Origin of the sequence: Dictyobacter aurantiacus (genome assembly GCF_003967515.1) — a bacterium.
GTDB classification, from domain to species: Bacteria; Chloroflexota; Ktedonobacteria; order Ktedonobacterales; family Ktedonobacteraceae; genus Dictyobacter; species Dictyobacter aurantiacus.
On sequence record NZ_BIFQ01000001.1, the window covers coordinates 2,317,030 to 2,339,079 of the forward strand.

Genomic DNA, 22,050 nt, shown 5'->3' on the forward strand with positions numbered 1-22,050 from the left:
ATGGCACGTAAATAGAAATGAATGGAGTTTCATTCATGGATGTGGTAAACAACCCTGCAGTGCTTGGTACTCTGCAGTTTCTGACCGGTTCGCTGGCCGGCAGATCCTTTAACATTACCAGGCCCATCACGAATTTAGGGCGTGAACCTGGCAATGATATCGTTATTTCAGATCCATCTGTATCTCGTCACCATGCCCAGATCATGTGGAATGGCAGTGTCTGGTCGATCAAAAAGACTGCCGCACAGAACTCGATCACGCTAAATCAACGCGAGGTTAATCAGTCTCCCTTAAATGATCGCGACACGATTGGATTGGGGCAGGGAACAACCTTTCTGTTTCTGGTCGCCGAGAGTGCGCGCCCGACTCCACCTGTGACTGAACGCGGCTCCGCGTCCAATCAGGCGCCACCCATGGTACCGCCCGCGTACGCTAATTCAGTCAATAATCCTCCATTTCAGGCGCCTGATCCACAGCGTCCTCCGGCGCCATCCAATCAACCACCAGTGCGGCAACCGCAGGCGAATTTCGGCCCGGCCGCTTTTAATCAGGCCAATGCCTACGCACCACCACCGGCATATGGGGCGGATGACCCTATTGCTACCGCAACCCAGCGTAGCTCCCTGGATGGCACCTCCATTTCGAGAGCGCCGAGCCAGGGTATTCCCACCCTTGAGGTCAGCACCAATACCGACCAGGAAAGACATTCCTATCCCCTGACTCCGGATCGCCAGGTGTTCGATATCGGTCGCGACCCATCAAATACGATCGTCATCAATCGTCCGACGGTCTCAAGCTTCCATGCTCAGATCGTACGTGAGGGAAATCAACTGGTTCTCATCCATCCTAATCCTAAACGCGGACACACCCTGAATGGTTTAACCTTCCAGGGCCAAACCATCGGCGGACAGCAGCCATTCCGCCGCGTCCTGACGCGCGGCGATGTCTTCCGTATCAGCGACGCCAACGGTACGTTCGTTTCTTTAACCTTCAATGATGGTAGTGGACAGGTACAGGACGTAGTGCCTGAGCTACAACCCATCCAGTTGGGCGCACCCGTTATTACCTTTGGTCGCGCGCCAGATAACATGGTGGTGCTGAAACATCCACAGGTCTCCAGCCACCACGCTCGTCTGGAACAGGTGCCCGGCGGCGGCTATCGCATTATTGACCAGGGCAGCACAAACCATGTCTATGTCAATACACAGCGTATCAGCAACCAGGTTCTCAATCAGGGCGACATCATTCGCATCGGTCCATTCAAGCTCACCTATACAGGTACCATCCTCACCCAGCAGGATGAGAGCTATGGCATTCGTATCGATGCCCTGAATCTGAAAAAAGAGGGCAATAAGCATGTCGTTCTGCTCAACGACATCTCCTTTGCCATACCGCCGCGTAAATTTGTGGCCCTGGTCGGTGGCTCCGGGGCCGGCAAATCTACGCTGATGGATGCTTTGAATGGCCTGCGCCCCGCTCAGCAAGGCGTCGTGCTCTATAATGGACAGGACTACTACCGCAACCTGGCGTCCTTTAGCACCCAGTTGGGCTACGTACCCCAGGATGATATTATCCACCGTGATCTGACCGTGGAGCGCGCCCTCTACTATGCCGCACGGCTCCGCCTGCCGCAGGACTTTACGGAGCAGCAGATCCAGGAGCGCATCAATGATGTGCTGGAAGATGTGGAGATGAAGCATCGTCGCGGTTTGCTGGTCAGTAAGCTTTCGGGTGGGCAGCGCAAGCGTGTCTCGATCGCGCTCGAACTGCTGGCCAATCCCAGCGTCTTCTTCCTTGATGAGCCAACCTCGGGACTTGATCCGGGTCTGGATCGTAAGATGATGCTCCTGCTGCGTAAACTGGCCGATAAAGGGCATACCATTGTGCTGGTGACGCACGCGACGAATAATATCAACGCCTGCGACTATATCTGCTTCCTCTGTCAGGGTGGTAAGCTGGCGTACTTTGGGCCGCCCAATGATGCCAAAGCTTACTTCGGCAAGACCGATTTCGCGGAGATCTATAGCGCCCTTGAGCCTACAGACGAGAATCCCAATATTCCAGCGGAAGCGGAAGCTCGTTTCAAGCAGTCACCGGACTACGGACGCTATGTGCTGGGAACGATCCAGCAGGGACCCGCCGGCAACGCCCATCGCAGCGCCCCGGCGGCACCGATCAACCCGCCGAAACGCGGCAATCCCTTCAAACAGTTTGTACTGCTCTGTATGCGCTATATAGAGCTGATCATAAATGACCGCGTCAACCTGGCTATCCTGGTCCTGCAGGCGCCGATTATTGGCTTGCTCTTACTCGGCCTCACCGGGCACGGGGCATTTAACAGTAATAAGGTCGCGACCTGTGTGGCCCGCGTCAATATGCTGGACCCAACCTCGCATCCGACCGATAACTGCCAGGTTGTCGTCGACTTCCTGAAAACCGACCAGGGTAAGATGATGCTCCAGCAGAAGAACATGAGCGCGAATGACTATCTGAATAACGATATCCTGCCGGGATCGGGTACGGATGCGCAGAAGGTCCTCTTCATCATGTCTTTTGCCGCCATCATGTTTGGCTGTATCAATGGCTCACGCGAAATTGTGAAAGAGGCCGCCATCTACCGGCGCGAACGTTCGGTCAACCTGGGCATCGTCCCTTACCTCTTCTCCAAGATCGCGGTCCTGGGCACCTTTAGCCTGGTCCAGAGCCTGATCCTGGTCTTTATGGTCTCGATTGTTGCTCCGTACCGCAACAGCGTCTTGCTGCCGCCGTTCCTGGAGATATACGTCACCATGGCCCTGACATCGCTGGCGGGATTGATGACCGGCCTGCTCATCTCGGCCATCGTGCCCAACAATGACCGCGCCATGAGTATCGTTCCGCTGCCACTCATTCCGCAGGTCGTTTTTGCCGGCGTCATCTTCTCGCTGGACAAGCCGCCATTTCTCCAGATCCTGGGTGCGTTCTTCAGTACGCGCTGGTCAATGGCCGCCATGGGCACCACCGTCGGTCTCCATGGGGACAAACTCGACGCCGATAAATTCTCATATGTCTCAAATCTGTTCACGACCATCGATGGAAGCAACCATGGCCCGGCCGTCGCCCACCTCCTACTGTGCTGGGTAGCCCTCGCGGTCATGATTCTCATCCAGGGCGCGATCATCGCCTGGTGCCTCAAACGCAAAGACATACGGGCCTAGTCCAAAACAATAGAAGGAATCTTCACAAGAAAGAGAGCGGGCATACCAAACGCGGTGTGCCCGCTCTCTTCCATATTCCAGTATCACCCGGGTCAAACATGCTTTCGGTCTACAAAGAATAGCGTGAGAAGACAACCGCCAAAGAATGCCGCTCCAGCCAGGAGCATAGAGATATGTACACCGGGGATTGAGATGGTCCTCGCTCCTACGAGCGATCCTAAAATGGCGACGCCCAGCACGCTCCCCATCTGCCGGCCAGCATTAAGTACTGCGGAAGCGATACCCGCCCGCTTATTCGGCGCGGATTCTATGACGGCCGTCGTCATAGCCGGCATCGTAAAAGCCATGCCGAAACCGATGGCCAGTAGCATGATACTCAAAATGAGGTAGCTCGTTGATGGCTGTACCATTACCAGCATGAGCAGGCCGATACACCCCGTTGCCTGTCCAATAACCATCGGCCAGTATGGTCCCACACGCCCGCTCACCCTGCCTGAAAGCAGCGACGCGATCAGGACAACACCGGTCTCCGGCAGCAGCGCGAATCCGGTTAACAGCGGCGAATAACCACGCGCCTGCTGAAAGTAGAAGCTGATCACAAACATCTGCCCATAAAAACCGAGGTTAATAAGAAATCCGACCATATTGGCGGCGGAAAATGTTGGTACAGAGAATAACTCAAGCGGCAGCATTGGACTTGCCGCGCGCCGTTCAATAATCAGGAAGCAGACCAGGAAAAACACAAAGGCGGCGCCGGACAATAGAATAGGCCACGAGAACCAGCCCCATGCGTTGCCCTGAATGAATACGAGTGTTAGCGCGGCCAGCGCGATTATTCCTGTGAACTGGGCCCCCAGATCAAGCTCCCGCCGCGCCTGGCGCGGCGCGGATACGACATAACGCAGCGTGAGCAGCAAGGCAACTGCGGCTACAGGCACATTGACCCAGAAGATATAGCGCCAGTTCAAAACATGGATAAGTAATCCACCAAGTACAGGGCCGCAGATGGCGCCGATACCTCCAATACTTCCCCAGAAGCCAATGGCCCGGGCACGCTCTCGCTGCGTCGAAAATGTATGGTTGAGCAGAGCCAGCGAGTTAGGGACCAGCAGGGCCGCGCCAGCCCCCTGTAGCACACGCGCTCCCTGCAAGATCCACAGGCTCGGCGCCGCGCCACAGGCACATGATGCCAGAGCAAACAACACCAATCCCCACAAAAACACCTTCTTACTACCCACACGATCTCCCAGCGCGCCAGCGGTAAGCAGCAGACTGGCAAAGACAAGATTATAGCCCGCCACGGCCCATTGCAATCCTGTAACGGTTGCATTCAACTCATGCTGAATACTCGGCAAAGCGACATTCACAATGGTCGTGTCCAGGATCACCATAAAGTAGCCCAGGCAGATAGTGATCAGTGCGATCGCTTTTTCTATACCTTCCTTCTCCCCTTCACCCGCAAGCGAGCGTACTAAGGTATTCATCAAGCGTTATCTCCATTTCCATTGTTTATCAGTGAGATGAATTTAGACCTGAAGTCTTTTCAACACTGCATCCTCTAAAATATAAGGCAGAAATAGTTCATGTTTGACCGAAGTATTGGCACGTATAATAAAGATAAATAGAAAAGAAGTAGGTCTAGGGTGTTCTCAACATGGAGACTTTGCTATGACTGGTGATACCAACATCGCCTCTGTCGCGGCGTTGCTCGCGGATCCAACCCGTGTGAATATTTTGATGGCCCTTAGCGATGGTCGTGCGTTTACAGCCAATGAGCTCTCACGCCTGGCCCGTGTAGCGCCGTCTACCGCCAGCGGACATCTCGCACGCTTAGTAGATGCGGACCTCATCAACGTTGAAAAGCAGGGGCGACATCGCTTCTTTCGCATGAAGAATCCCGCTCTAACGGAAGTGCTTGAGGAACTGGCAACCTTTGCCCCGGCCCACTCCATTCATTCGCTACGCGAGGCGGAAACTGGTGAGGCAGTACGCAGAGCACGCACATGCTATAATCATGTCGCGGGCAAGCTAGGAGTGGAGATTACCCGGGCATTAATCAGGCAATCGCTGCTCATCGAACTGGAAGATGGCTATATGCTTTCCAGGGAAGGTGAACGCTGCTTCTGTGATCTCGGCATCACAGAGATACACGCCAGAAAAGGTCAACCCATTTTCGCTCCCCGCCATATCGACTGGAGCGAACGCTACTACCACTTCGCAGGAGCACCCGGAGCCGCCTTCACCAGGCGCATGTTTGAGCTCGGCTGGATCAAACGCATTGCGACCAGTCGCGCCCTCTGCGTCACCGAAACGGGACAGCAGGCCCTGCGGCAACATTTCGAACTCCAATGGTAAATAGCATTGTTTGAAGCGTATATTAGATAATATATAGTGGTACTTCTTGGCATCACCCTTGCCGCCAAACATTTCGATATGCTATTGTAGCAGTGACCCAGCATAGCTGGTGAACCAACACAAACAAGTAGGCTAGCCATGTTACTCAATAGGCGCATTATCGTAGGAATCTGTGGGGGAATTGCATCTTACAAAGCGGTTGACCTGGTCAGCAAGCTGCAACAGGCCGGCGCGATTGTAGATGTAATTATGACAGAGCACGCGGAAGAATTCGTCCGCCCACTCACATTCGCAACCATGAGCCATCGGCGCGTGTATAGCGACCTCTGGGAAGCCTCGGGGGAAGCCGCCGAGACACATATAAAACTGGCCGAAGAGGCTGAGCTGCTGGTAATTGTGCCAACAACCGCCAACACAATTGCTAAACTGGCTTACGGGCTTACAGATAGCATGCTGACAGCCGTGGCGCTGGCTACCAAAGCACCACTACTCCTGGCACCAGCGATGCACACAAACATGTATACGCATCCGGCGACACAGGCCAACCTGGCTACACTACGTGAGCGAGGCGCCTTTATCGTCGAGCCAGAAGTCGGTCGACTCGCCTCCGGCGAGATCGGCATCGGTCGCTTCCCTGAGACCACCACCCTGCTAGGTGCCATTCAACAGGTGCTGGGGCGAAAGGGCGACCTCGCGGGTCGCCGTGTGATCGTCACAGCAGGTGGAACACAGGAGCCAATCGACCCGGTACGCTATATTGGGAACCGTTCATCAGGAAAAATGGGCTATAACCTGGCGATTGAAGCACGAGATCGCGGCGCACACGTTATATTAATATCGGGACCCGTTGCATTGCCCGCTCCTTATGGCGTGGAACTGCATCAGGTTGAGACAGCGCTGCAAATGCGTGACATTGTGTACGCCCTTATTACTGATGCGGATGCTCTTATAATGAGTGCTGCCGTGGCGGATTTTCGCCCAGCTCAGGCTGCAACACAAAAAATTAAGAAAACTGACAATAAGGTTGCGGGGCAACACGAAAAAGGTGAGCTCTCGATTCATCTGGTACCCAATCCAGATATTTTAGCCGAACTCGCCGGGTTACTCGCTGATGGTGGCCATGCCGGCGCCCAACACGACGGCATATCCAGCCCACAGTTAAAGCGGCGCCTGATACGCGTTGGCTTTGCAGCCGAAACAGAACACCTTATTGAACATGGTCGGGCCAAACTACAAAAAAAGCAACTGGATATGCTGGTCGCGAACGATGTTTCGCGTTCAGATAGTGGCTTTGGCACAGACACCAATAAGGTGCTCATCTTCCATGCAAATGGTGACATGGAAGATTTGCCTGTAATGCCCAAGACCGGCGTTGCGGCGGCAATTTGGGATCGAGTTGTGCCACTGTTAGGCTAGGCCAGGCACAATAAAGTTGGGAGGACGTGGCGCTGTGATGGGAGATTTTGTTCTAGATTTAGTGGGTACGGAAAGTACGCAGGAGGAATCCATGATGGATCGTGCTGCTAGCGCTGGTTTTGAAGGCATCGCTCAGATGCTGCTTGAGCAGAAAAAGTTAATGGACGCATTAGAGGCTGAGAATCGCGAGTTGCGCAGGCAACTCGCCGATCTTCGCCGTGGTATTGGTATTGCTGTGGTAATTGAGGGTAAGACGATCCAGCTCGCAACCGAGTCTGGTTCCTCCAGCCAGTCAGGCCAGTCTCAGGCAGCCCTGCAAAGCCTGCAGGGTATGCAGAATACGCCGCCCGCATTGCCCCCCTCGGGTAGCGGCAGTGGCACCTACAATAACAATGGGCGCCAGACCAATGGTCAGCCTCAGGTAAACCTGAATGGCGACAAGCGCGACAGCAATAACAATACGCGCAGCCCGCTGGCTGACAGTTTCGTTCTTTAGGTCCGCGGCCAGGCCTACATAACCAACCAGGGGGCGCAACGCCCCCAATCTCTTTTTATAATACAGGGGAAGTTCTGGTGGTGTACAAGCCATGCGCAGTAGCGCATGGCTTGTACACCACCAGAACTTCCCCTGTATTAAGTAGTGTATGGGCGCGCGTGCGCGCGCACCCTCACACCATATCACAACCCTCTTGTATCTTCATACAAACACTGCTATTATCAAAATGAGAGTATATCCAGAACACAATTAGGATATCTCCGCCCGACAATTTCTCTCCATTACCTTGAACTGGTCTATCATAAGGAGGATTCAATGACCTGTCCTCGCTGCCACAATCCAATTGCCGATGGCGTAAAATTTTGTGGATCGTGTGGTGCACCTATTAATGGAGGCCCGGGGCCTCAAGGACCCTCGCAGCCTGGCCCCTACAACAATCCACCATCCCAGCCTGGCCCCTACAACAATCCACCATCCCAGCCGGGTGCTTATGGGAATGCTCCGCAAGGCGCGTACACACCACCCAATCAGTTTGAAGAATATACTAACAGTATGTTCGGCAACTCGGTTCCTAAAGCTGAATTGCACAATCCAAAGGGTCCATTGCGCATAGCGGACATGACCATCACGATTGACGGCGAACTGGTCCCGGTCGTTGATATCATGCTTGGCAATCAGCTATCCGTCTACTTTGAGCATCATATTCTGCTCTGGAAACATCCAGGGGTCCAGATCGGCTTTAAATCGCTCAGAGGTGCGGCACGGCGTTTCTTCGCGGGCCTGCAGGTCTTTATCAGTGAAGCCCAGGGACCTGGCAATATTTCTTTCTCACGCGATTCTGTGGGGCAGATTGTAGCACTACGCCTCCAGCATGGGCAAACGGTTGAGGTACGTGAACATCAATTCCTGGTCGCTACCAGCAACGTCGATTACAACTTCACCTTTGTTCAGGGAGCAGCTAACATTCTCTTCAGCCGTACCGGCCTCTTTATTGATCAGTTCACGGCTGTCAACGGTGAAGGCATGGTTCTCCTCCATGGCTACGGCAACGTCTTCGAGAAAATGCTTGCCCCCGGCGAAGCGATCGACGTAGAGCCCGGCGCCTGGCTCTGGAAGGACCCATCGGTCCAGATGCAGATGACCACCGTAGCAGGCTCACAGCGCGGAGGAGGTATTCTGGGGGCCATCGGTGGACTCATGGCTGGCGCATCATTCACCCTCAACCGCTTTATCGGACCCGGCCGCGTCGGCATCCAGTCCATGACCTACCATCCTCCCACCAATGAAGGATCTCCCCAGGCTGGCGGCCAGAGCAACTTCATGGGCAACATCTTTGATAACTAATGCGGCATGTGCCGCATTAGTTATCAAAAGGTTCAAGCTGTAAACGGCTGAGCTGGGATGGGGCGACTGCCCCATCCCAGCTCAGCCGTTTACAGCTTGAACCTTTTATTTCTGCCGCCGTAGGCGGCACTACATAGCAGGAGTGCTGCTCTGCCCGCCCTTATCTTTATTGATGCGCAAAATTTTGAGCATATATTGTTCTGAATTGAGATAATAAGGGTTGCGCTTGATATATTTACCCACTACCGAGATAGGATGCAGCTTCAGCATCTCCACTACCAGGCTGGGCAGCAATTTACTATGATCATAATGCATGAGAGCGATAATAGGGGCATTCTGGAAAGTAAACACAGCATCAGAGGCTGCTTCATATTTGAGGATCTGTTCTGGAGTCGCGATATCTTTAGCTAGCCAGGTCATATCTATTGATATACGTACCGCTTGCCAGCCCTCACGCAATGCCTGCGCGATAAAGGTCTGGTGCGAAGAAAGCAAGAAATAGGGATCAAACCGCTTCCCATTGGCTAGAAATGTTTCCCGCTCTTCACATAAGACAAGTTGACCGGACGTGACTAGCTCATCCACATCAACTTGCAGTTTCTCTAACTCTTCGCGTAACTCTTGTACCTGCGCCGGGGCGGCCGCGAAGAGGCATTTTTCATTGAGCGACAGACCCACACGCAGCAGGCGCGCGGTCACGCTGGGTATCTCTACCACTTTACTATAGAGCTGGCAGATATGCGAGCCAGGGGGTATACGCTCAGATTTGCCTTCAACACTAAGATCCATACCTACCTCCGCTGAAATCGCTGGTCCCTGCAGATTTTTGTGCCCTCTGTCGCTGGAGTTGGAATAAGCGAGCCGATCGATTGATCATAAAGACCACAAACCAGGCCATGAGACCAAAAATGACGACACCTCCAACAAATACCAGCAGGAGAATCAACGCTATTTTCTGCAAAGACGCATTGCTACTGAATAACGCCACGATCGGCAATGTGCCAACCAGGAGGGCAACCGGAAAAATGGTAGCCCATGAGACAATGACCCTCACTTCCTGTGCACGAGTCAAAGGCTCTTCACCGGTATAGGGGAAGAGTACACGTCGCGCGAATCTAAAGCGGGGCTGGTATTCTTGCATATTGCTACTTCTGCCCTTCCTGTTGCCGATATTGCAACCAGCGCTGTAGCATTTCCTGGGCCTGGGATAAAATATGCACTTCGTTCTGATACGTCAGGCGGCGACTGGCTTCCGGTAAGGAGAACCACTGTACAAGATCGTACTCTTGATCATGTAACGCGGTATCACCGCCCACTGCTTCCAGTAAGAAATGCCGCACCTGTTTGTGATAGCGTACCTGCTCGCGTACAAATGAATACGAGATACTCCCAACATAAGCAATCAATTGTACTTGCAAGCCTGTTTCTTCCTGTGCCTCGCGTACTGCCACCTGCTCGATGGTCTCACCTGGCTGAGGCGTCCCCTTAGGTAAGGCCCAGATACCGGCGTGGCTGCGCCCCACCAGCACTACTTCCATAGATACCATCTTATCGAATCCTTCACCGTTATATCCGGACTCGCTATGATTCTGTGTGAAGTCTCTGTCAGGAGAGAGCAGAGGAACAAGGCGAAACACAACACCACCTGCCGAATAGGCCCGCATTGTTCTATATCGCTCCATTGCTCGCGGTATACCCTCTCTAGTACCACCAAAGTGCGGCGCGAGTGCACTTATTGTGCTGTTCACAGAAAGGTGGGGATACAGGCACCTTGAGTGCTCCACCCCCTTACCCTCCACTCCCGCTTTACAGCGCGATGTACGGCCTTATCTGCTATTTGTTAGATACTACTATACAACATTTTTCGCCCCCACTGTGGCATAATTCGATATTGATTAGCCAGGATGGGGGGAAAATTCTATCTGTTCTCAGCTATCTCTAACCGGATCACGCCACCGGTGAGATGACTTCTCACTTGAGCAGATAGTAAGACGGGTTTCGAATTGTAAACCACTTACGCCACACGTCCAATTCACCGTTGAGAATTATGAGGAAGTATAACGAATGCATCAGCAAGTGTCAAGATAACGCACGGCGGATGGCTTCCAGGTTCCTAACGGGCGTTTCGGGCGCGATGGCACAGCCGGGCGCCAGCAGTAATCCTTGCCCCCCTGTCTGCTCTAACACCGCTCCAATCTCATCCTGTATCTGACCCGGCGTTCCCTGCTTGAGGGTGGTACGTTCATTGATTCCACCCATGACCGCTTTGCCACTGCGCAGACGGCCATCTCGCAGATCTGGATTCCCCTCCAGTTCGGGCGCCCAGCTGAGCGCCTGCACAGGATAGGAGGCCAGCAGGTCAAAGTAGATGTGCGAACCGCAGTTGTGCAGAATGTTGAACTTGCTGCGGCTCTTGATGGCATCCAGAAACTCAAGATCGTACTGTTCGCCGAATTCACGATACTGGTCTTGCGTGAGCAGTCCCTCACTGGCCCAGCCATTGGTGGCATAGAAGATGCCGCTCGCACCCTGCTCCAGACAGGCGATGGCATAGTTAACCAGGGTTTCGGTAATGATGCGTAAGGCGGTATGTAGCGCGCGCCGATCTTCACGAATGGTTAAGAGCACGGGTTGATTGTTGTCACCGGCCAGGTAACGAGCGACGCCAAGGGGACAGAAAATGGTCTGGACAAAATAGGCATCGTAGCCGACTTCATGGTTCACCAGTTGCAGGACACGCAGTTGCTCGCCCAGTGCCCCCTGGTCCGGCTCCTGCGGACGAATGCGCTTCCAGTCCGACGCACTCGTAATAGGTGTATATTCACAGATGGGGGGTTGAAACTTGCGGCCCGAGGATCGATACCTGGCCTTCCAGCCTTCAACCAGGTAGGAAGCCCGTGGATTTACCTTGACATAGTCCCAGTCATAGCGATTGAAGTTTTCGGCGACCGCTTCAGATAAGGATTGCACTCCCCATTCGCGCTCATAGTCGTGTCCCCATACACTGACGGGAACCCGGTCGACCTTTTCGCCACGCAGGGCTGCATCTACGCGTTCCTTTTTGTTCATTAAGCAATGCTCTCCTGTTAATCATCTAAGGCTTTAAAGCGATATCCAACTCCACGCTCGGTCAGAATATACTGTGGATGCGCGGGATCCTTCTCAAGCTTTTGACGTAAATAAGTAATATAGAGACGCAGGTAGTGCGACTCATCGCGATACTCGCGTCCCCAGACCTTTGATAGTAACGTTTCGTGTGTGAGCAGGCGGCCAGCGTTGCTGACCAGGTGATAAAGGAGCCGGTATTCGGTTGGCCGCAGGACAACTTTCTTTCCACGCACAATGACTTCACGGCGGGCAAAATCGATCGTCAGATCATCGTCAACCACGATCTCGGTCTTGCGCGATGGTGGAGCCATCAGGGAACGGCGCAGAAGCGCTCGGATACGCGATAAAAGCTCACGGGGACTGAAGGGCTTGGCGATATAGTCGTCGGCCCCCAGATCGAGGCCGCGAATGCGGTCCTGCTCGCTCTGACGCACCGTCAGCATGATCACCGGAACGGTCGAGACTTCACGAATGGCTTTGAGGGTTTCAAAACCGTCCATCTCCGGCATCATGACATCCAGCACTACCAGGTCGGGCAGATTATCGCGTAGCTCATCCAGAGCTTCTATACCGTTGCTGGCCTCGAGCACACGATAGTGCTCCAATTCTAGATTCATACGCACAAGATCGCGGATGCGCGGTTCATCGTCCACGATCAAAATAGTCATGTCACGCTGATCAAATACTTCCTGTTCCATCATCAAAAAACCACCATCGGTAACGGCGCTTTCTCCTCACGCGGCAAACTAAACGAAAAAGTTGAACCCTGACGCAGTGTACTTTCGACCCAGATGCGCCCTCCATGAGCCTCAATAATCGCTTTACAGATGTACAGACCCAGACCCGCGCCGGGCGTCGATTGGGAAAGTGGCTCTCCCACACGATGAAAACGGTCAAAAATCTGCTCCTGCTCACGCAGCGAGATCCCCATGCCAGCATCGATGATACTGACGATCACTTCTTCTCCAGTTACATAGCAGGCAACGGTAATCTCTGGCTTACCCGGCGAGTATTTCACGGCGTTATCCAGCAGATTCTGTAGCACCTCTTCGATGCGTTCGCGGTCGGCCATGACAGCTGGTAGATGCGGTGGGACCGCGAGCTCGATCTTGACCTCGGGATGTTTGGCGCGCAGACGCCGGGCCATGCTGCGAATCAGATTATCCAGGTCGAGCGTGGTGATGTCCATCTGCAATCCATGCGCCTGAATGCGCGAGGCATACAGCAGGTTTCCCACCAACTTGTTCAGGCGATCCGCCTCTTCTTCAATCGCCACCAGGCGCGAACGAAGGGTCTGGCTATCAAAGCGCGCATCGGCACGTGCCAGCGTGGATGCGTAACCTTTGATGATGGCGATCGGAGTTTGCAACTCATGCGAAATAACAGAGATAAAGGTTGAGCGTTGCTCCTCCTGCTGTAGTTCACGCGTCAGGTCATGCACGTTTAAAATGCCGTTCATAGGCTCCCCACGCGCCGAACGGACGCAAGAGACGGTGACCGCGACCGTGAAGCGTTGCCCGTCGCGAGCGCTGATGACCATCTCGCGATTGACCACTTCCTGGCCCGCGAAGGCCTGCAGGACCGCCGAGTCATGCAGGCCCAGGTCGTTGCCCTGCCGATCCTTTGGTCGCAGCACTTTAATATAGAACTGCCCCAGTACCTCTTCTTCGCGCCAGCCAGTCAGACGCTCCATGGCGGGATTGAAATCAATGATACGTAGCGCGTTATCAACCGTCAGGATACCTTCGGTGCTATATTCAAAGATAGCCGCCAGGCGTCCCTGCTCTTTTACCAGGGACTGAGAATGCAGGGCGAAGCGCAGGCTACCCGCGAGTTGAGCCGTGAACAGGTGGAGCGCCGATTGATCGGCATCTTCGTCATCACTGTAACGCTCAAAACACGAACGCCGCGTGGCCAGGCGTAAGAAATACAGAATTCCAAGTGGACCCGCTTCATCATACAGGGCCAGCGAGCAACATTCAATCCCCTGCCCCTCTACCACTTCTTCCGCCAATCCCAATTGCCTGGCAATCTCCGGTGGTATCGTCTCTACAAGGAGAGGATGCAATGTGCTCGGCTGCATGCTCTCCTGCACATAGGCCAGCAGAAACGGCACGGCATCCTTGTCTAAGTGATAAAGTGTATATTCAGCACTACTCTGTGGGTCAAACGCCTCGTTTGAAACCACAAACACACCCGATTCGCCACGCAGCAATTGTATCGCCCGACCCACCAGAACCGTCATTTGATCGAGAGGATCTTCTACGTGCTGCGGTTGGGACCAAGACATAACAGACTCCGCGGTGGAAAAACATCAACTGGTCTTTCCAGGAACGAACTATACGTTCGAAAAGCTTTTTGCATCCAGGCCATAGACTTGCCAGTACGAGGCAATGGTGTTATTGTAACACATATACGTAGAGGTGAGTAGACACATGCATTTCGACATTTTCACGCTTTTCCCCGCTATGTTTCAGGGTCCATTTACGGAGAGTATTCTGAAACGGGCACAGGAGCGAGATCTCTTGAGTATCGCTCTGCACAATATTCGCGATGTGACAACCGACCGCCACCATGTGGTCGATGATTATCCTTACGGTGGCGGGGCCGGCATGGTTATGAAGCCCGATCCCATCTTCAATGCCATTGAGGCGGTCCACCAGGGCGGACCCATTATCTATTTGACGCCCCAGGGACAGCTGTTTAATCAGCAGATCGCTCGCGAACTGGCCCAGGAACCGCGCATCACCCTTCTCTGCGGCCACTATGAGGGCATCGATGAACGTGTCTGTGAACACCTGGTAACCGATCAGATCTCTATCGGCGACTACGTATTGACCGGCGGTGAACTGGCGGCCATGATCGTTGTGGACGCCGTCAGTCGTCTGCAGCCCGGCGTGCTGACCGAGGGCTCGGCCGCCGATGAATCCCATAGCAACAACCTGCTGGAATACCCCCAGTATACGCGCCCACCCGTCTTTCGCGGCTGGGGCATCCCCGAAGTTCTACTCTCGGGCCACCACGCCAACATCGAGCGCTGGCGCCGCAAAGAAGCCATTCGCCGTACCCGCGAGCGCCGCCCGGACCTCTTCGCCAGGCTCGACCTGAGCAGCAAACAGGACAAAAAAATCCTCAAAGAATTAGACGAAGAAGCCCGTCCTGATCTTTAAGTCCAGAAGCAAAGAAGAAGCTCCCAGGACGCCATGGCACCCTGGGAGCTTCTTCTTTGCTTCTGGACTTTCTACATATCCATTTCGTCATCGTCGATGGGCGGTGGATTATGAGAGAAGCGCGAGGCCTGGTTACGCAGGAACTCATTGCGCGCCTTCTCCTCCTCCATAATGTCGTCGGCCTCATCGGCCAGGCTATGCCCATCACCTCCGCCGCGCGGACCATTATCATAGACTTCGCGCGCGCGGCCTCCATCGACCGATTGGCCGATGATACCATGCTGCTCTAGCAGGTCGATCAGGCGGGCGGCACGCGAGTAGCCAATCTTGAGCCGCCGTTGGAGCAGTGAGATCGAGGCCCGGCCCTGCTCACGCACAACATCTTCAGCCCGGTCCAGCAATTCATCCTCAAGTTCAAACTCGTCGGGATGCTCGACTTTGAGCTCCCAGCCAGGCTCAACCTGCGATTGCTCGTTGGCTGCCTGAGGGTCAACGCCCAGGGCCAACGCGTGCTGCACGATCTGCTGGCGCCAGAAATCAGCCAGGCGTTGGGCCTCATCATCGCTCAGGAACGCGCCCTGAATGCGCTCAGGGCGTCCCGCGTCGGCGGGCAGGTATAACATATCTCCACGGCCCAGTAACCGCTCAGCGCCCCCCATATCGATAATGGTGCGGGAGTCAACAGCGGAGCTGACCATGAACGAAATACGGGTCGGAATATTGGCTTTGATCAGACCCGTGATGACATCGACCGATGGACGTTGGGTGGCAACCACCAGATGAATGCCGGTGGCGCGGGCCAGTTGAGCCAGGCGACAGATCATGCCCTCAACCTCTTCCGGAGCCGCCATCATCAGGTCGGCCAACTCGTCTATGATGATAACAATGGCAGGTAGATTGTTTAGACTGGTGTCACCCTGCGTTAACTTCTGGGCGCGCAGCTTGCGGTACCCTTCCAGATTGCGCACACCTAGCTGTGAGAAAAGCCGATAGCGGCGCTCCATTTCAGCAATGGCATTTTTGAGTAAGGACACCACTTTCTCGACATCTACTACGACCGGCGAGAGCAGGTGAGGAATGCCATTGTACATGTTTAATTCCACCATCTTAGGGTCGACCATCAGTAGCCGCACGTCATCGGGTGTGGATTGCATCAGGATGCTGGCGATGATGGCGTTGATCATCACGCTCTTACCGGCTCCGGTGGCGCCCGCGATCAACAGGTGAGGCATCTTGGCCAGGTCACCCACCCTGACCTGGCCCGCGACGTCTTTGCCCAGGCCAATCGAGAGCTTGGATTTGGCTTTGGCGGCCTGGAACTCTTTGCTCTCCAGTACCTCACGCAACATGACTAGCCGGCTATTCTTGTTGGGAATCTCAACGCCAACATAAGGACGGCCAGGCACAGGCGCCTCCATACGAATGGTTTTGGCCTCCAATACCAGAGCCAGGTCGTTCTGCAAGGCCATGATACGGCTGACCCGCGTACGTGTCTCGTATACGATCTGTCCCGAGGCGTCACGCACCGGCATCAGCTTGCCGCTCATCTCATCCAGGACCATCTGCGGTCGGCCTGTGGGACGAATGCCAAAGCGAATAATGGTCGGACCGATGCTGATATCTTCCTCGCGTACCTCGGCCTCCACGCGGAAGCTGCGTAGCGTATCCTGAATCAATTTGGCCAGCGCCGCCGTATCTTCGGAGTAGATCTGCTGCTTGGCGTTATCAGGCGCCTGTAACACATCGAGCTTCGGCGGCTGCCAGCTGGACTTGATGTTTGGCGTATTCATGCTGGCCACAGCATTGGCCATCTTTTTCGAGCCGGACCCCGATTTGGGGGCGGGCGGAATCACGGGCATGGCCACGCTGGCCTGCCGCTGTACCGGGGCAGGGGCCACAACCGGAGGATTGGGCGTCACCTGGCGAACCTTCCGGCCAGATCTGGCGGCTTCACCGCGTGGATTTGGCTCCAGCAATAAGGGCTCATTTCCCGGCGCTGGCTGAAGCACGATATCATCGTCTATCACGGTTTGATCATCATGATCATCAAATCTCAATCCCTGATGGTCATCAAATGACAACGCCTGCTGGTGCGCTCCCCGAGTCGCCCCGGTATGATCTGTGATATCTAATGGCTGCGGCTCATGAACTCCCCGCGGCACTATACTCACATGATGCTTATGCAAATTAATATCGTTTAGCGGATCCTCATCATCAAAGTAATAATTTTCGTCTTCGTACTCGTATTGCTCGGGCTCCATAGCGATCGTCTTATCGCTATAGTCATCGTAGCTGTTGAAACCATCGTCGTAATAGATCTCTTCATCCACCAGTGGGGCCGCTGGCTGTGGCTGCTTCGAGGCACGAGCCGCCTGGGCCACCTTTCCGGCACGTGAGGCTAGCTGACGCCGTGAAGGTGCCGATGGCAACTCTAGCTCAGCCTCAGGTTCATCAACATCCTCAAAGTCGTCCAGAGCCGCCCTACTGGCCGCGCTATAGCGGCTAAACTGTGGCCGCTGGCCCAGAAAACGCGATGGGGCTGCCTCGGATTCTTCCTCATACTCATCTTCGCCGCGTGGGCTATCGCCGATAATGCGCTCGATAAAGCGATACACCATCATCACATGGGCAAAAGTAATGCGGAACGTAAAAATCGTCACTACCAGGATAAGTCCAATAACCAGTACATGCCCGACGGCTGGTGGCCAGCCCTGGAACGGCATAGCCAGCACATCAGCCAGCGCTCCGGCGGTGAGCGGACCCATAATTAAGCGGCTCTCCAGCAAAACCAGCAGGCATAGTACTACCAGGCCAAATACCATTGAATTGCGGATCAATTTCTCATTGCGCAAACTCTCGTACAGCCGCGTCACCGCGAATAGCACAAAGCCAAATGCCAGCACATATGCCGACCAGCCAAGAAAGACCAGGAAAAACTTGCCGATATTGCTCCAAATCGGTGCCGAACTAAGAACAGTCAAAGACGAGAATAAAAGTAAAGATAATACAAGTAATAATGAACTAGAAATGCGCTGCTGTTGATTTGGAGACAAACTATTCCACTTATCCAGTATAAACTGGATGAATGATCCACTTCTGGCATCACTAGGTGCTGAAGGAGTTCGTGAAGACCTGGATGAACGGGAAGATGACGACTTACCAGTGTTCTTTCCCCCTCTGGCCCCAGCATCCTGGCGGCCGCGTACAGCTTGTCTTGACGCACCACCACTCCCACTGCTGCGCGACCCCTGCTTTGACGACGCAGAGTTCGAGCGCTGTTCAACCCGTTGCGAGCTTATTGAACCTTGTCCCCCAACAGCTCGGCTAGCGCGCGAGTAGCCACGATCGAGGCTTGGCACTACCCTATCGCCTTTACGCCTCGCTTCTGCTTTGCGATCGCTGCCTGCCATGTTGCTGGTTCCCTCCTTTTCTAAGAGTCAGACAAGTGTATAATAGCCCAAATGTTCCACAGAAGCAATAGAAGATAGCTCGGACGTTCGCTGACAGAACGATGTAGAATCTATTTATGACGCATAATCCCTTTGATATTTCCACTACTATAAACCTGTTTTTCCTATCAATAACCCACTTGCCGGACGTAATACGAACTATAAATATAAACAGTCTTCAGCCTGATGAATCACTGATTACCTCTGGCTCTCTATTACTATACGGAAAGGCGGCCCGTTTCGATGGATATATTATATTCAAGCCGCAATTTCCCATTATAAATGCACTTTACCCCCATTATATAGTAAGGGATTACCTTTGTCTCTCCGGGTATGGGCGCTACGCGCCCAAGTATTTGATGTGGGTGGTGAAAAATGTGCTGTCGCACATTTTTCACCACCCACATCAAATAATTTTCCGCCTCACCTGCGGCGCTCAAGTATCCCCACACCTGTGGCGCTCAAGTATCCCCACACCTGTGGCGCTCAAGTATCCCCGCACCTGTAGCCTCAAGTATCTCCTCACCTGTAGCCTCAAGTATCTCCGCACCTGCGGCGCTCAAGTATCCCCACACCTGTGGCGCTCAAGTATCCCCACACCTGTGGCGCTCAAGTATCCCCACACCTGTGGCGCTCAAGTATCTCCGCACCTGTGGCGCTCAAGTATCTCCGCACCTGTGGCGCTCAAGTATCTCCTCACCTGCGGCGCTCAAGTATCTCCTCACCTGCGGCGCTCAAGTATCTCCTCACCTGCGGCGCTCAAGTATCCCCACACCTGCGGCGCTCAAGTATCTCCTCACCTGTGGCCTCAAGTATCTCCTCCCCTGCGGCGCTCAAATAGATATATGTGGCGGTTGCCAGCGGCGCGCCAAGCGCCGCTGGCAACCGCCACATATATCTATAAAATGCGGGCGCGAAGCGCCCGCCCGTAAAGGGGCACCAAAAGCAAAAAGGTGAGGGCCGCACACGGCCCCCACCTTTTTGCTTTTCTTATACTTCCATCACCATGGGCAAGATCATTGGACGACGGCGAGTTTGTTCGTAGAGGAACTCACTGAGCGTATGTTTAATCTTGTCCTTGACGAAGGACCAGTCGGAGCCACTGTGAGGACGCTTATCAGCGGCGTTAAGCGCCTCGAGGACGCGCAAGCGCGCGTTCTCAAGCAGTTCCTCAGAGTCGCGCATGTACACAAAGCCACGCGAGACGATGTCGGGCCCAGCCAGTGGCTGCCCGCTCTCTTTATCGATGGTAAGCACAACCATCAAGATGCCGTCCTGCGACAGCACCTTACGGTCACGCAGGACAATCTGTCCGACGCCACCAACGCTGAGACCATCAACGAACACATTGCCGGATGACACATGCTCTTTGAGCTTAATGGAGTCTTCCGTGACATCTATAATGTCACCATCTTCAGCCACGATAATATTTTCTTCAGGAATACCAAGTGAGTAGGCCAGTTTGGCATGTAGGATCAGTTGGCGGTATTCACCATGCACCGGCACAAAGAAGCGCGGGCGCAGCAGACTGAGCATGAGCTTCAGCTCTTCTTGCGCGCCATGCCCGGATACGTGCACGTTTGAGATCCCCTGGTAGAAGACCTCGGCCCCCTGTCGGAACAGGCTATTGATGGTGCGATGCACCATCTTCTCGTTGCCTGGAACGGGGGTCGCGGACAGAATGACGGTATCTCCTGGCTGGATGCGGATCTGTCGGTGGTCCTGGTTAGCGATGCGTGTCAACGCCGAGGTTGGCTCGCCCTGGCTACCGGTACAGACAACTACTACCTGCTCTGGATTAAACTTGTTGATGTCCTCGGGTCGGATCAACATGCCCTTGGGCATATTGAGGTATCCCAATTCGATGGCCATCTGCACGTTATTCTGCATGCTGCGACCCATAAAGGCCACAAAGCGCTCATAACGCTGCGCGGTATCTAATACCTGTTGCACACGTGAAATCAGGGATGCAAAGGTAGCAATCAGAATGCGACCCGGCGCATTGGCGAAGATCTTATCAAACGAATCATTGATGACTCGCTCAGATGGTGTATAGCCCGGCGACTCAACGCGAGTACTATCGCCCATCATTACCAGTACACCATCGTTGCCGATCTTTCCCAGCAGGCCTAGATCGGCCGGTTTACCATCCACAGGAGTATAATCAAACTTATAGTCGCCTGTATGGACGACGGCGCCTACCGGCGTGTGGATCACAATACCAATGGCATCAGGTATGCTATGGTTAACCCGAAAAAACTCTGCGAAACAAGAACCAAGCTCTACCTGGTCGCCAGGAGCAATAGCAGTCACGGACACTTTATCCAGTAAACGGTGCTCTTTCAGTTTCACATTGATCAACCCCTGGGTCAGGCGGGTTGCAAAGATGGGGGGGAAATCGAGCATCGGCAAAACATATGGGAGGGCACCTACATGGTCTTCATGACCATGGGTGATCAGAATAGCACGAATACGGTCTTTCTTATCCGTTAGATAGCTTGTATCAGGGATTACCAGGTCGACCCCAAACATCTCCTCTTCCGGGAACATCACCCCTACATCCACAATGATGATGTCTTCACCATACTCTACGACCATCATATTTTTGCCAACTTCTCCCAGCCCACCGAGCGGGACAAGTCGAACTTTTTCTGTTGTCAAGGTATAAACAACCTCCTATCCACAACATTAAACAATAAAAAGTGCTTTTTTTATATCTATCTCCACTCCTGCCTCTACCACAGGAGTAAAAGCCATATTCAGGCAATAGGTTGCCATTTGAAGTGTATCATAACAAGGATGTATGCACAAGTTTACGCCATTTTTTAATTATTATAACACGTCAGGGGCGTGCTTTATGCCCGAGAGCAATGTGTGAATAGGACATATGCTCTCGCAAAGGATGATATATGGAATGATGTGATTGATATGGGGTCCTTCGCGGGCACTTTAAGCGCCCGCGAAGGACCCCATATCAATCACATCATTTGGATCAGAGCTTAATGGCCGGTGGCGCGCCAGATGGCGAAGGCGATGATGAGGACGATGATCAGAACGGCTACGCCGGCGATCATCCAGTAGGCCCGTCGAGGACTGGTGTCAATCTTGCCGCCGGGCAGGTTCCGTTTGACGTGGGCGAGCTGCTGCTGCCGGCGCTGCTTGATACGCTCGACACGTTTCTGGCGCTGGCTCTGCGCGGTCTGGGCCCGGTCCTCTTCATTATCATATCCCATGCGCTCCATACGGCGGCGCATGTCCCGGTTATAGCTTTCGTACTGTTGCTGCTGAGGATTGCTGGTCTCGGATATCTGCCGGGGCTGGGTAGACCTGGCACCTGGCACAGCAGTACCACCGACCGCTCTATGCTGATGACCTTTGCGAGGCTTCCCCGCCGGTCGAGCAGCCGAAGGCGTCAGGTTATTATTCACAGATGACGCCGGCGTATTCTGTATCCCGGTCGTATTCTGCTTACCCGGTCCCTTTTTACCCCCCGATGTGTTATTATCTGCCATATA

General features: G+C 53.9%; 16 protein-coding genes. 6 read left to right on the top strand and 10 right to left on the bottom strand.

Annotation, left to right across the window (positions count from 1 at the left end; all coding sequences use genetic code 11):
* The first annotated feature begins 35 nt into the window (after nucleotides 1-35).
* Nucleotides 36-3,197 carry an FHA domain-containing protein gene (locus KTT_RS09385; protein WP_126595729.1) on the top strand — a complete coding sequence of 1,054 codons (3,162 nt, stop codon included), beginning with the start codon at nucleotides 36-38 and terminating at the stop codon, nucleotides 3,195-3,197.
* A gap of 92 nt (nucleotides 3,198-3,289) precedes the next feature.
* On the opposite strand, the gene KTT_RS09390 is transcribed toward KTT_RS09385, so the two are convergent.
* Nucleotides 3,290-4,681, bottom strand: coding sequence for an MFS transporter (locus KTT_RS09390; RefSeq protein ID WP_126595730.1), 1,392 nt, complete (start codon nucleotides 4,679-4,681; stop codon nucleotides 3,290-3,292).
* A gap of 184 nt (nucleotides 4,682-4,865) precedes the next feature.
* Here KTT_RS09390 and KTT_RS09395 point away from each other — a divergent pair, with 184 nt between their 5' ends.
* The 4 genes from KTT_RS09395 (at nucleotide 4,866) to KTT_RS09410 (ending at nucleotide 8,808) form a co-directional block, all read left to right on the top strand.
* Nucleotides 4,866-5,552 carry an ArsR/SmtB family transcription factor gene (locus tag KTT_RS09395; protein ID WP_126595731.1) on the top strand — a complete coding sequence of 229 codons (687 nt, stop codon included), beginning with the start codon at nucleotides 4,866-4,868 and terminating at the stop codon, nucleotides 5,550-5,552.
* A gap of 138 nt (nucleotides 5,553-5,690) precedes the next feature.
* Nucleotides 5,691-6,968, top strand: a complete 1,278-nt coding sequence (coaBC, locus tag KTT_RS09400) for a bifunctional phosphopantothenoylcysteine decarboxylase/phosphopantothenate--cysteine ligase CoaBC (protein ID WP_126595732.1) — start codon at nucleotides 5,691-5,693, stop codon at nucleotides 6,966-6,968.
* Between the two features lie 91 nt (nucleotides 6,969-7,059).
* A complete protein-coding gene (locus KTT_RS09405; protein WP_126595733.1) occupies nucleotides 7,060-7,464 on the top strand; it encodes a hypothetical protein in 405 nt (134 codons plus the stop codon).
* A 315-nt stretch (nucleotides 7,465-7,779) separates the two neighbouring features.
* Nucleotides 7,780-8,808 carry an AIM24 family protein gene (locus KTT_RS09410; RefSeq protein WP_126595734.1) on the top strand — a complete coding sequence of 343 codons (1,029 nt, stop codon included), beginning with the start codon at nucleotides 7,780-7,782 and terminating at the stop codon, nucleotides 8,806-8,808.
* Between the two features lie 129 nt (nucleotides 8,809-8,937).
* Here KTT_RS09410 and KTT_RS09415 read toward each other — a convergent pair whose 3' ends face one another.
* The 6 genes from KTT_RS09415 to KTT_RS09440 all read right to left on the bottom strand — a co-directional run bounded on the left by KTT_RS09415 (nucleotide 8,938) and on the right by KTT_RS09440 (nucleotide 14,206).
* A complete protein-coding gene (locus KTT_RS09415; protein WP_126595735.1) occupies nucleotides 8,938-9,597 on the bottom strand; it encodes an MEDS domain-containing protein in 660 nt (219 codons plus the stop codon).
* Nucleotides 9,587-9,949, bottom strand: coding sequence for a hypothetical protein (locus KTT_RS09420; protein WP_126595736.1), 363 nt, complete (start codon nucleotides 9,947-9,949; stop codon nucleotides 9,587-9,589). The genes KTT_RS09415 and KTT_RS09420 overlap by 11 nt, the downstream gene beginning before the upstream one ends.
* A 4-nt stretch (nucleotides 9,950-9,953) precedes the next feature.
* Nucleotides 9,954-10,355, bottom strand: coding sequence for an NUDIX hydrolase (locus tag KTT_RS09425; RefSeq protein ID WP_160145761.1), 402 nt, complete (start codon nucleotides 10,353-10,355; stop codon nucleotides 9,954-9,956).
* A gap of 532 nt (nucleotides 10,356-10,887) precedes the next feature.
* Entirely contained in the window at nucleotides 10,888-11,877 is a 990-nt protein-coding gene (locus KTT_RS09430; RefSeq protein ID WP_126595738.1) for a uroporphyrinogen decarboxylase family protein, read from the bottom strand.
* Between the two features lie 17 nt (nucleotides 11,878-11,894).
* A complete protein-coding gene (locus KTT_RS09435) occupies nucleotides 11,895-12,614 on the bottom strand; it encodes a response regulator transcription factor (RefSeq protein ID WP_126599519.1) in 720 nt (239 codons plus the stop codon).
* 2 nt (nucleotides 12,615-12,616) lie between these two features.
* A complete protein-coding gene (locus tag KTT_RS09440) occupies nucleotides 12,617-14,206 on the bottom strand; it encodes a sensor histidine kinase (RefSeq protein WP_126595739.1) in 1,590 nt (529 codons plus the stop codon).
* A gap of 145 nt (nucleotides 14,207-14,351) precedes the next feature.
* Here KTT_RS09440 and trmD point away from each other — a divergent pair, with 145 nt between their 5' ends.
* Nucleotides 14,352-15,086: a tRNA (guanosine(37)-N1)-methyltransferase TrmD gene (trmD, locus tag KTT_RS09445; RefSeq protein WP_126595740.1), complete on the top strand. Its 735-nt coding sequence runs from the start codon at nucleotides 14,352-14,354 to the stop codon at nucleotides 15,084-15,086.
* Nucleotides 15,087-15,157: 71 nt separating this feature from the next.
* Here the strand turns inward: trmD and KTT_RS09450 are convergent, their stop codons facing one another.
* From KTT_RS09450 to KTT_RS09460, 3 genes are all read right to left on the bottom strand, one after another.
* On the bottom strand, nucleotides 15,158-18,139 hold the full coding sequence (locus tag KTT_RS09450) for a DNA translocase FtsK (protein WP_160145762.1): 2,982 nt from the start codon (nucleotides 18,137-18,139) through the stop codon (nucleotides 15,158-15,160).
* Nucleotides 18,140-19,525: 1,386 nt separating this feature from the next.
* Nucleotides 19,526-21,196, bottom strand: a complete 1,671-nt coding sequence (locus tag KTT_RS09455) for a ribonuclease J (protein ID WP_126595742.1) — start codon at nucleotides 21,194-21,196, stop codon at nucleotides 19,526-19,528.
* A 338-nt stretch (nucleotides 21,197-21,534) separates the two neighbouring features.
* Nucleotides 21,535-22,047 (bottom strand): hypothetical protein, encoded by a 513-nt coding sequence (locus KTT_RS09460; RefSeq protein ID WP_126595743.1) that lies wholly within the window; start codon nucleotides 22,045-22,047, stop codon nucleotides 21,535-21,537.
* Between the last annotated feature and the right edge of the window lie 3 nt (nucleotides 22,048-22,050).

Coding starts and splice junctions, on each gene's coding strand:
- KTT_RS09385 (WP_126595729.1), top strand. CDS start 36: ATGGATGTGGTAAACAACCCTGCAGTGCTTGGTACTCTGCAGTTTCTG.
- KTT_RS09390 (WP_126595730.1), bottom strand. CDS start 4,681: ATGAATACCTTAGTACGCTCGCTTGCGGGTGAAGGGGAGAAGGAAGGT.
- KTT_RS09395 (WP_126595731.1), top strand. CDS start 4,866: ATGACTGGTGATACCAACATCGCCTCTGTCGCGGCGTTGCTCGCGGAT.
- coaBC (WP_126595732.1), top strand. CDS start 5,691: ATGTTACTCAATAGGCGCATTATCGTAGGAATCTGTGGGGGAATTGCA.
- KTT_RS09405 (WP_126595733.1), top strand. CDS start 7,060: ATGATGGATCGTGCTGCTAGCGCTGGTTTTGAAGGCATCGCTCAGATG.
- KTT_RS09410 (WP_126595734.1), top strand. CDS start 7,780: ATGACCTGTCCTCGCTGCCACAATCCAATTGCCGATGGCGTAAAATTT.
- KTT_RS09415 (WP_126595735.1), bottom strand. CDS start 9,597: ATGGATCTTAGTGTTGAAGGCAAATCTGAGCGTATACCCCCTGGCTCG.
- KTT_RS09420 (WP_126595736.1), bottom strand. CDS start 9,949: ATGCAAGAATACCAGCCCCGCTTTAGATTCGCGCGACGTGTACTCTTC.
- KTT_RS09425 (WP_160145761.1), bottom strand. CDS start 10,355: ATGGTATCTATGGAAGTAGTGCTGGTGGGGCGCAGCCACGCCGGTATC.
- KTT_RS09430 (WP_126595738.1), bottom strand. CDS start 11,877: ATGAACAAAAAGGAACGCGTAGATGCAGCCCTGCGTGGCGAAAAGGTC.
- KTT_RS09435 (WP_126599519.1), bottom strand. CDS start 12,614: ATGGAACAGGAAGTATTTGATCAGCGTGACATGACTATTTTGATCGTG.
- KTT_RS09440 (WP_126595739.1), bottom strand. CDS start 14,206: ATGTCTTGGTCCCAACCGCAGCACGTAGAAGATCCTCTCGATCAAATG.
- trmD (WP_126595740.1), top strand. CDS start 14,352: ATGCATTTCGACATTTTCACGCTTTTCCCCGCTATGTTTCAGGGTCCA.
- KTT_RS09460 (WP_126595743.1), bottom strand. CDS start 22,047: ATGGCAGATAATAACACATCGGGGGGTAAAAAGGGACCGGGTAAGCAG.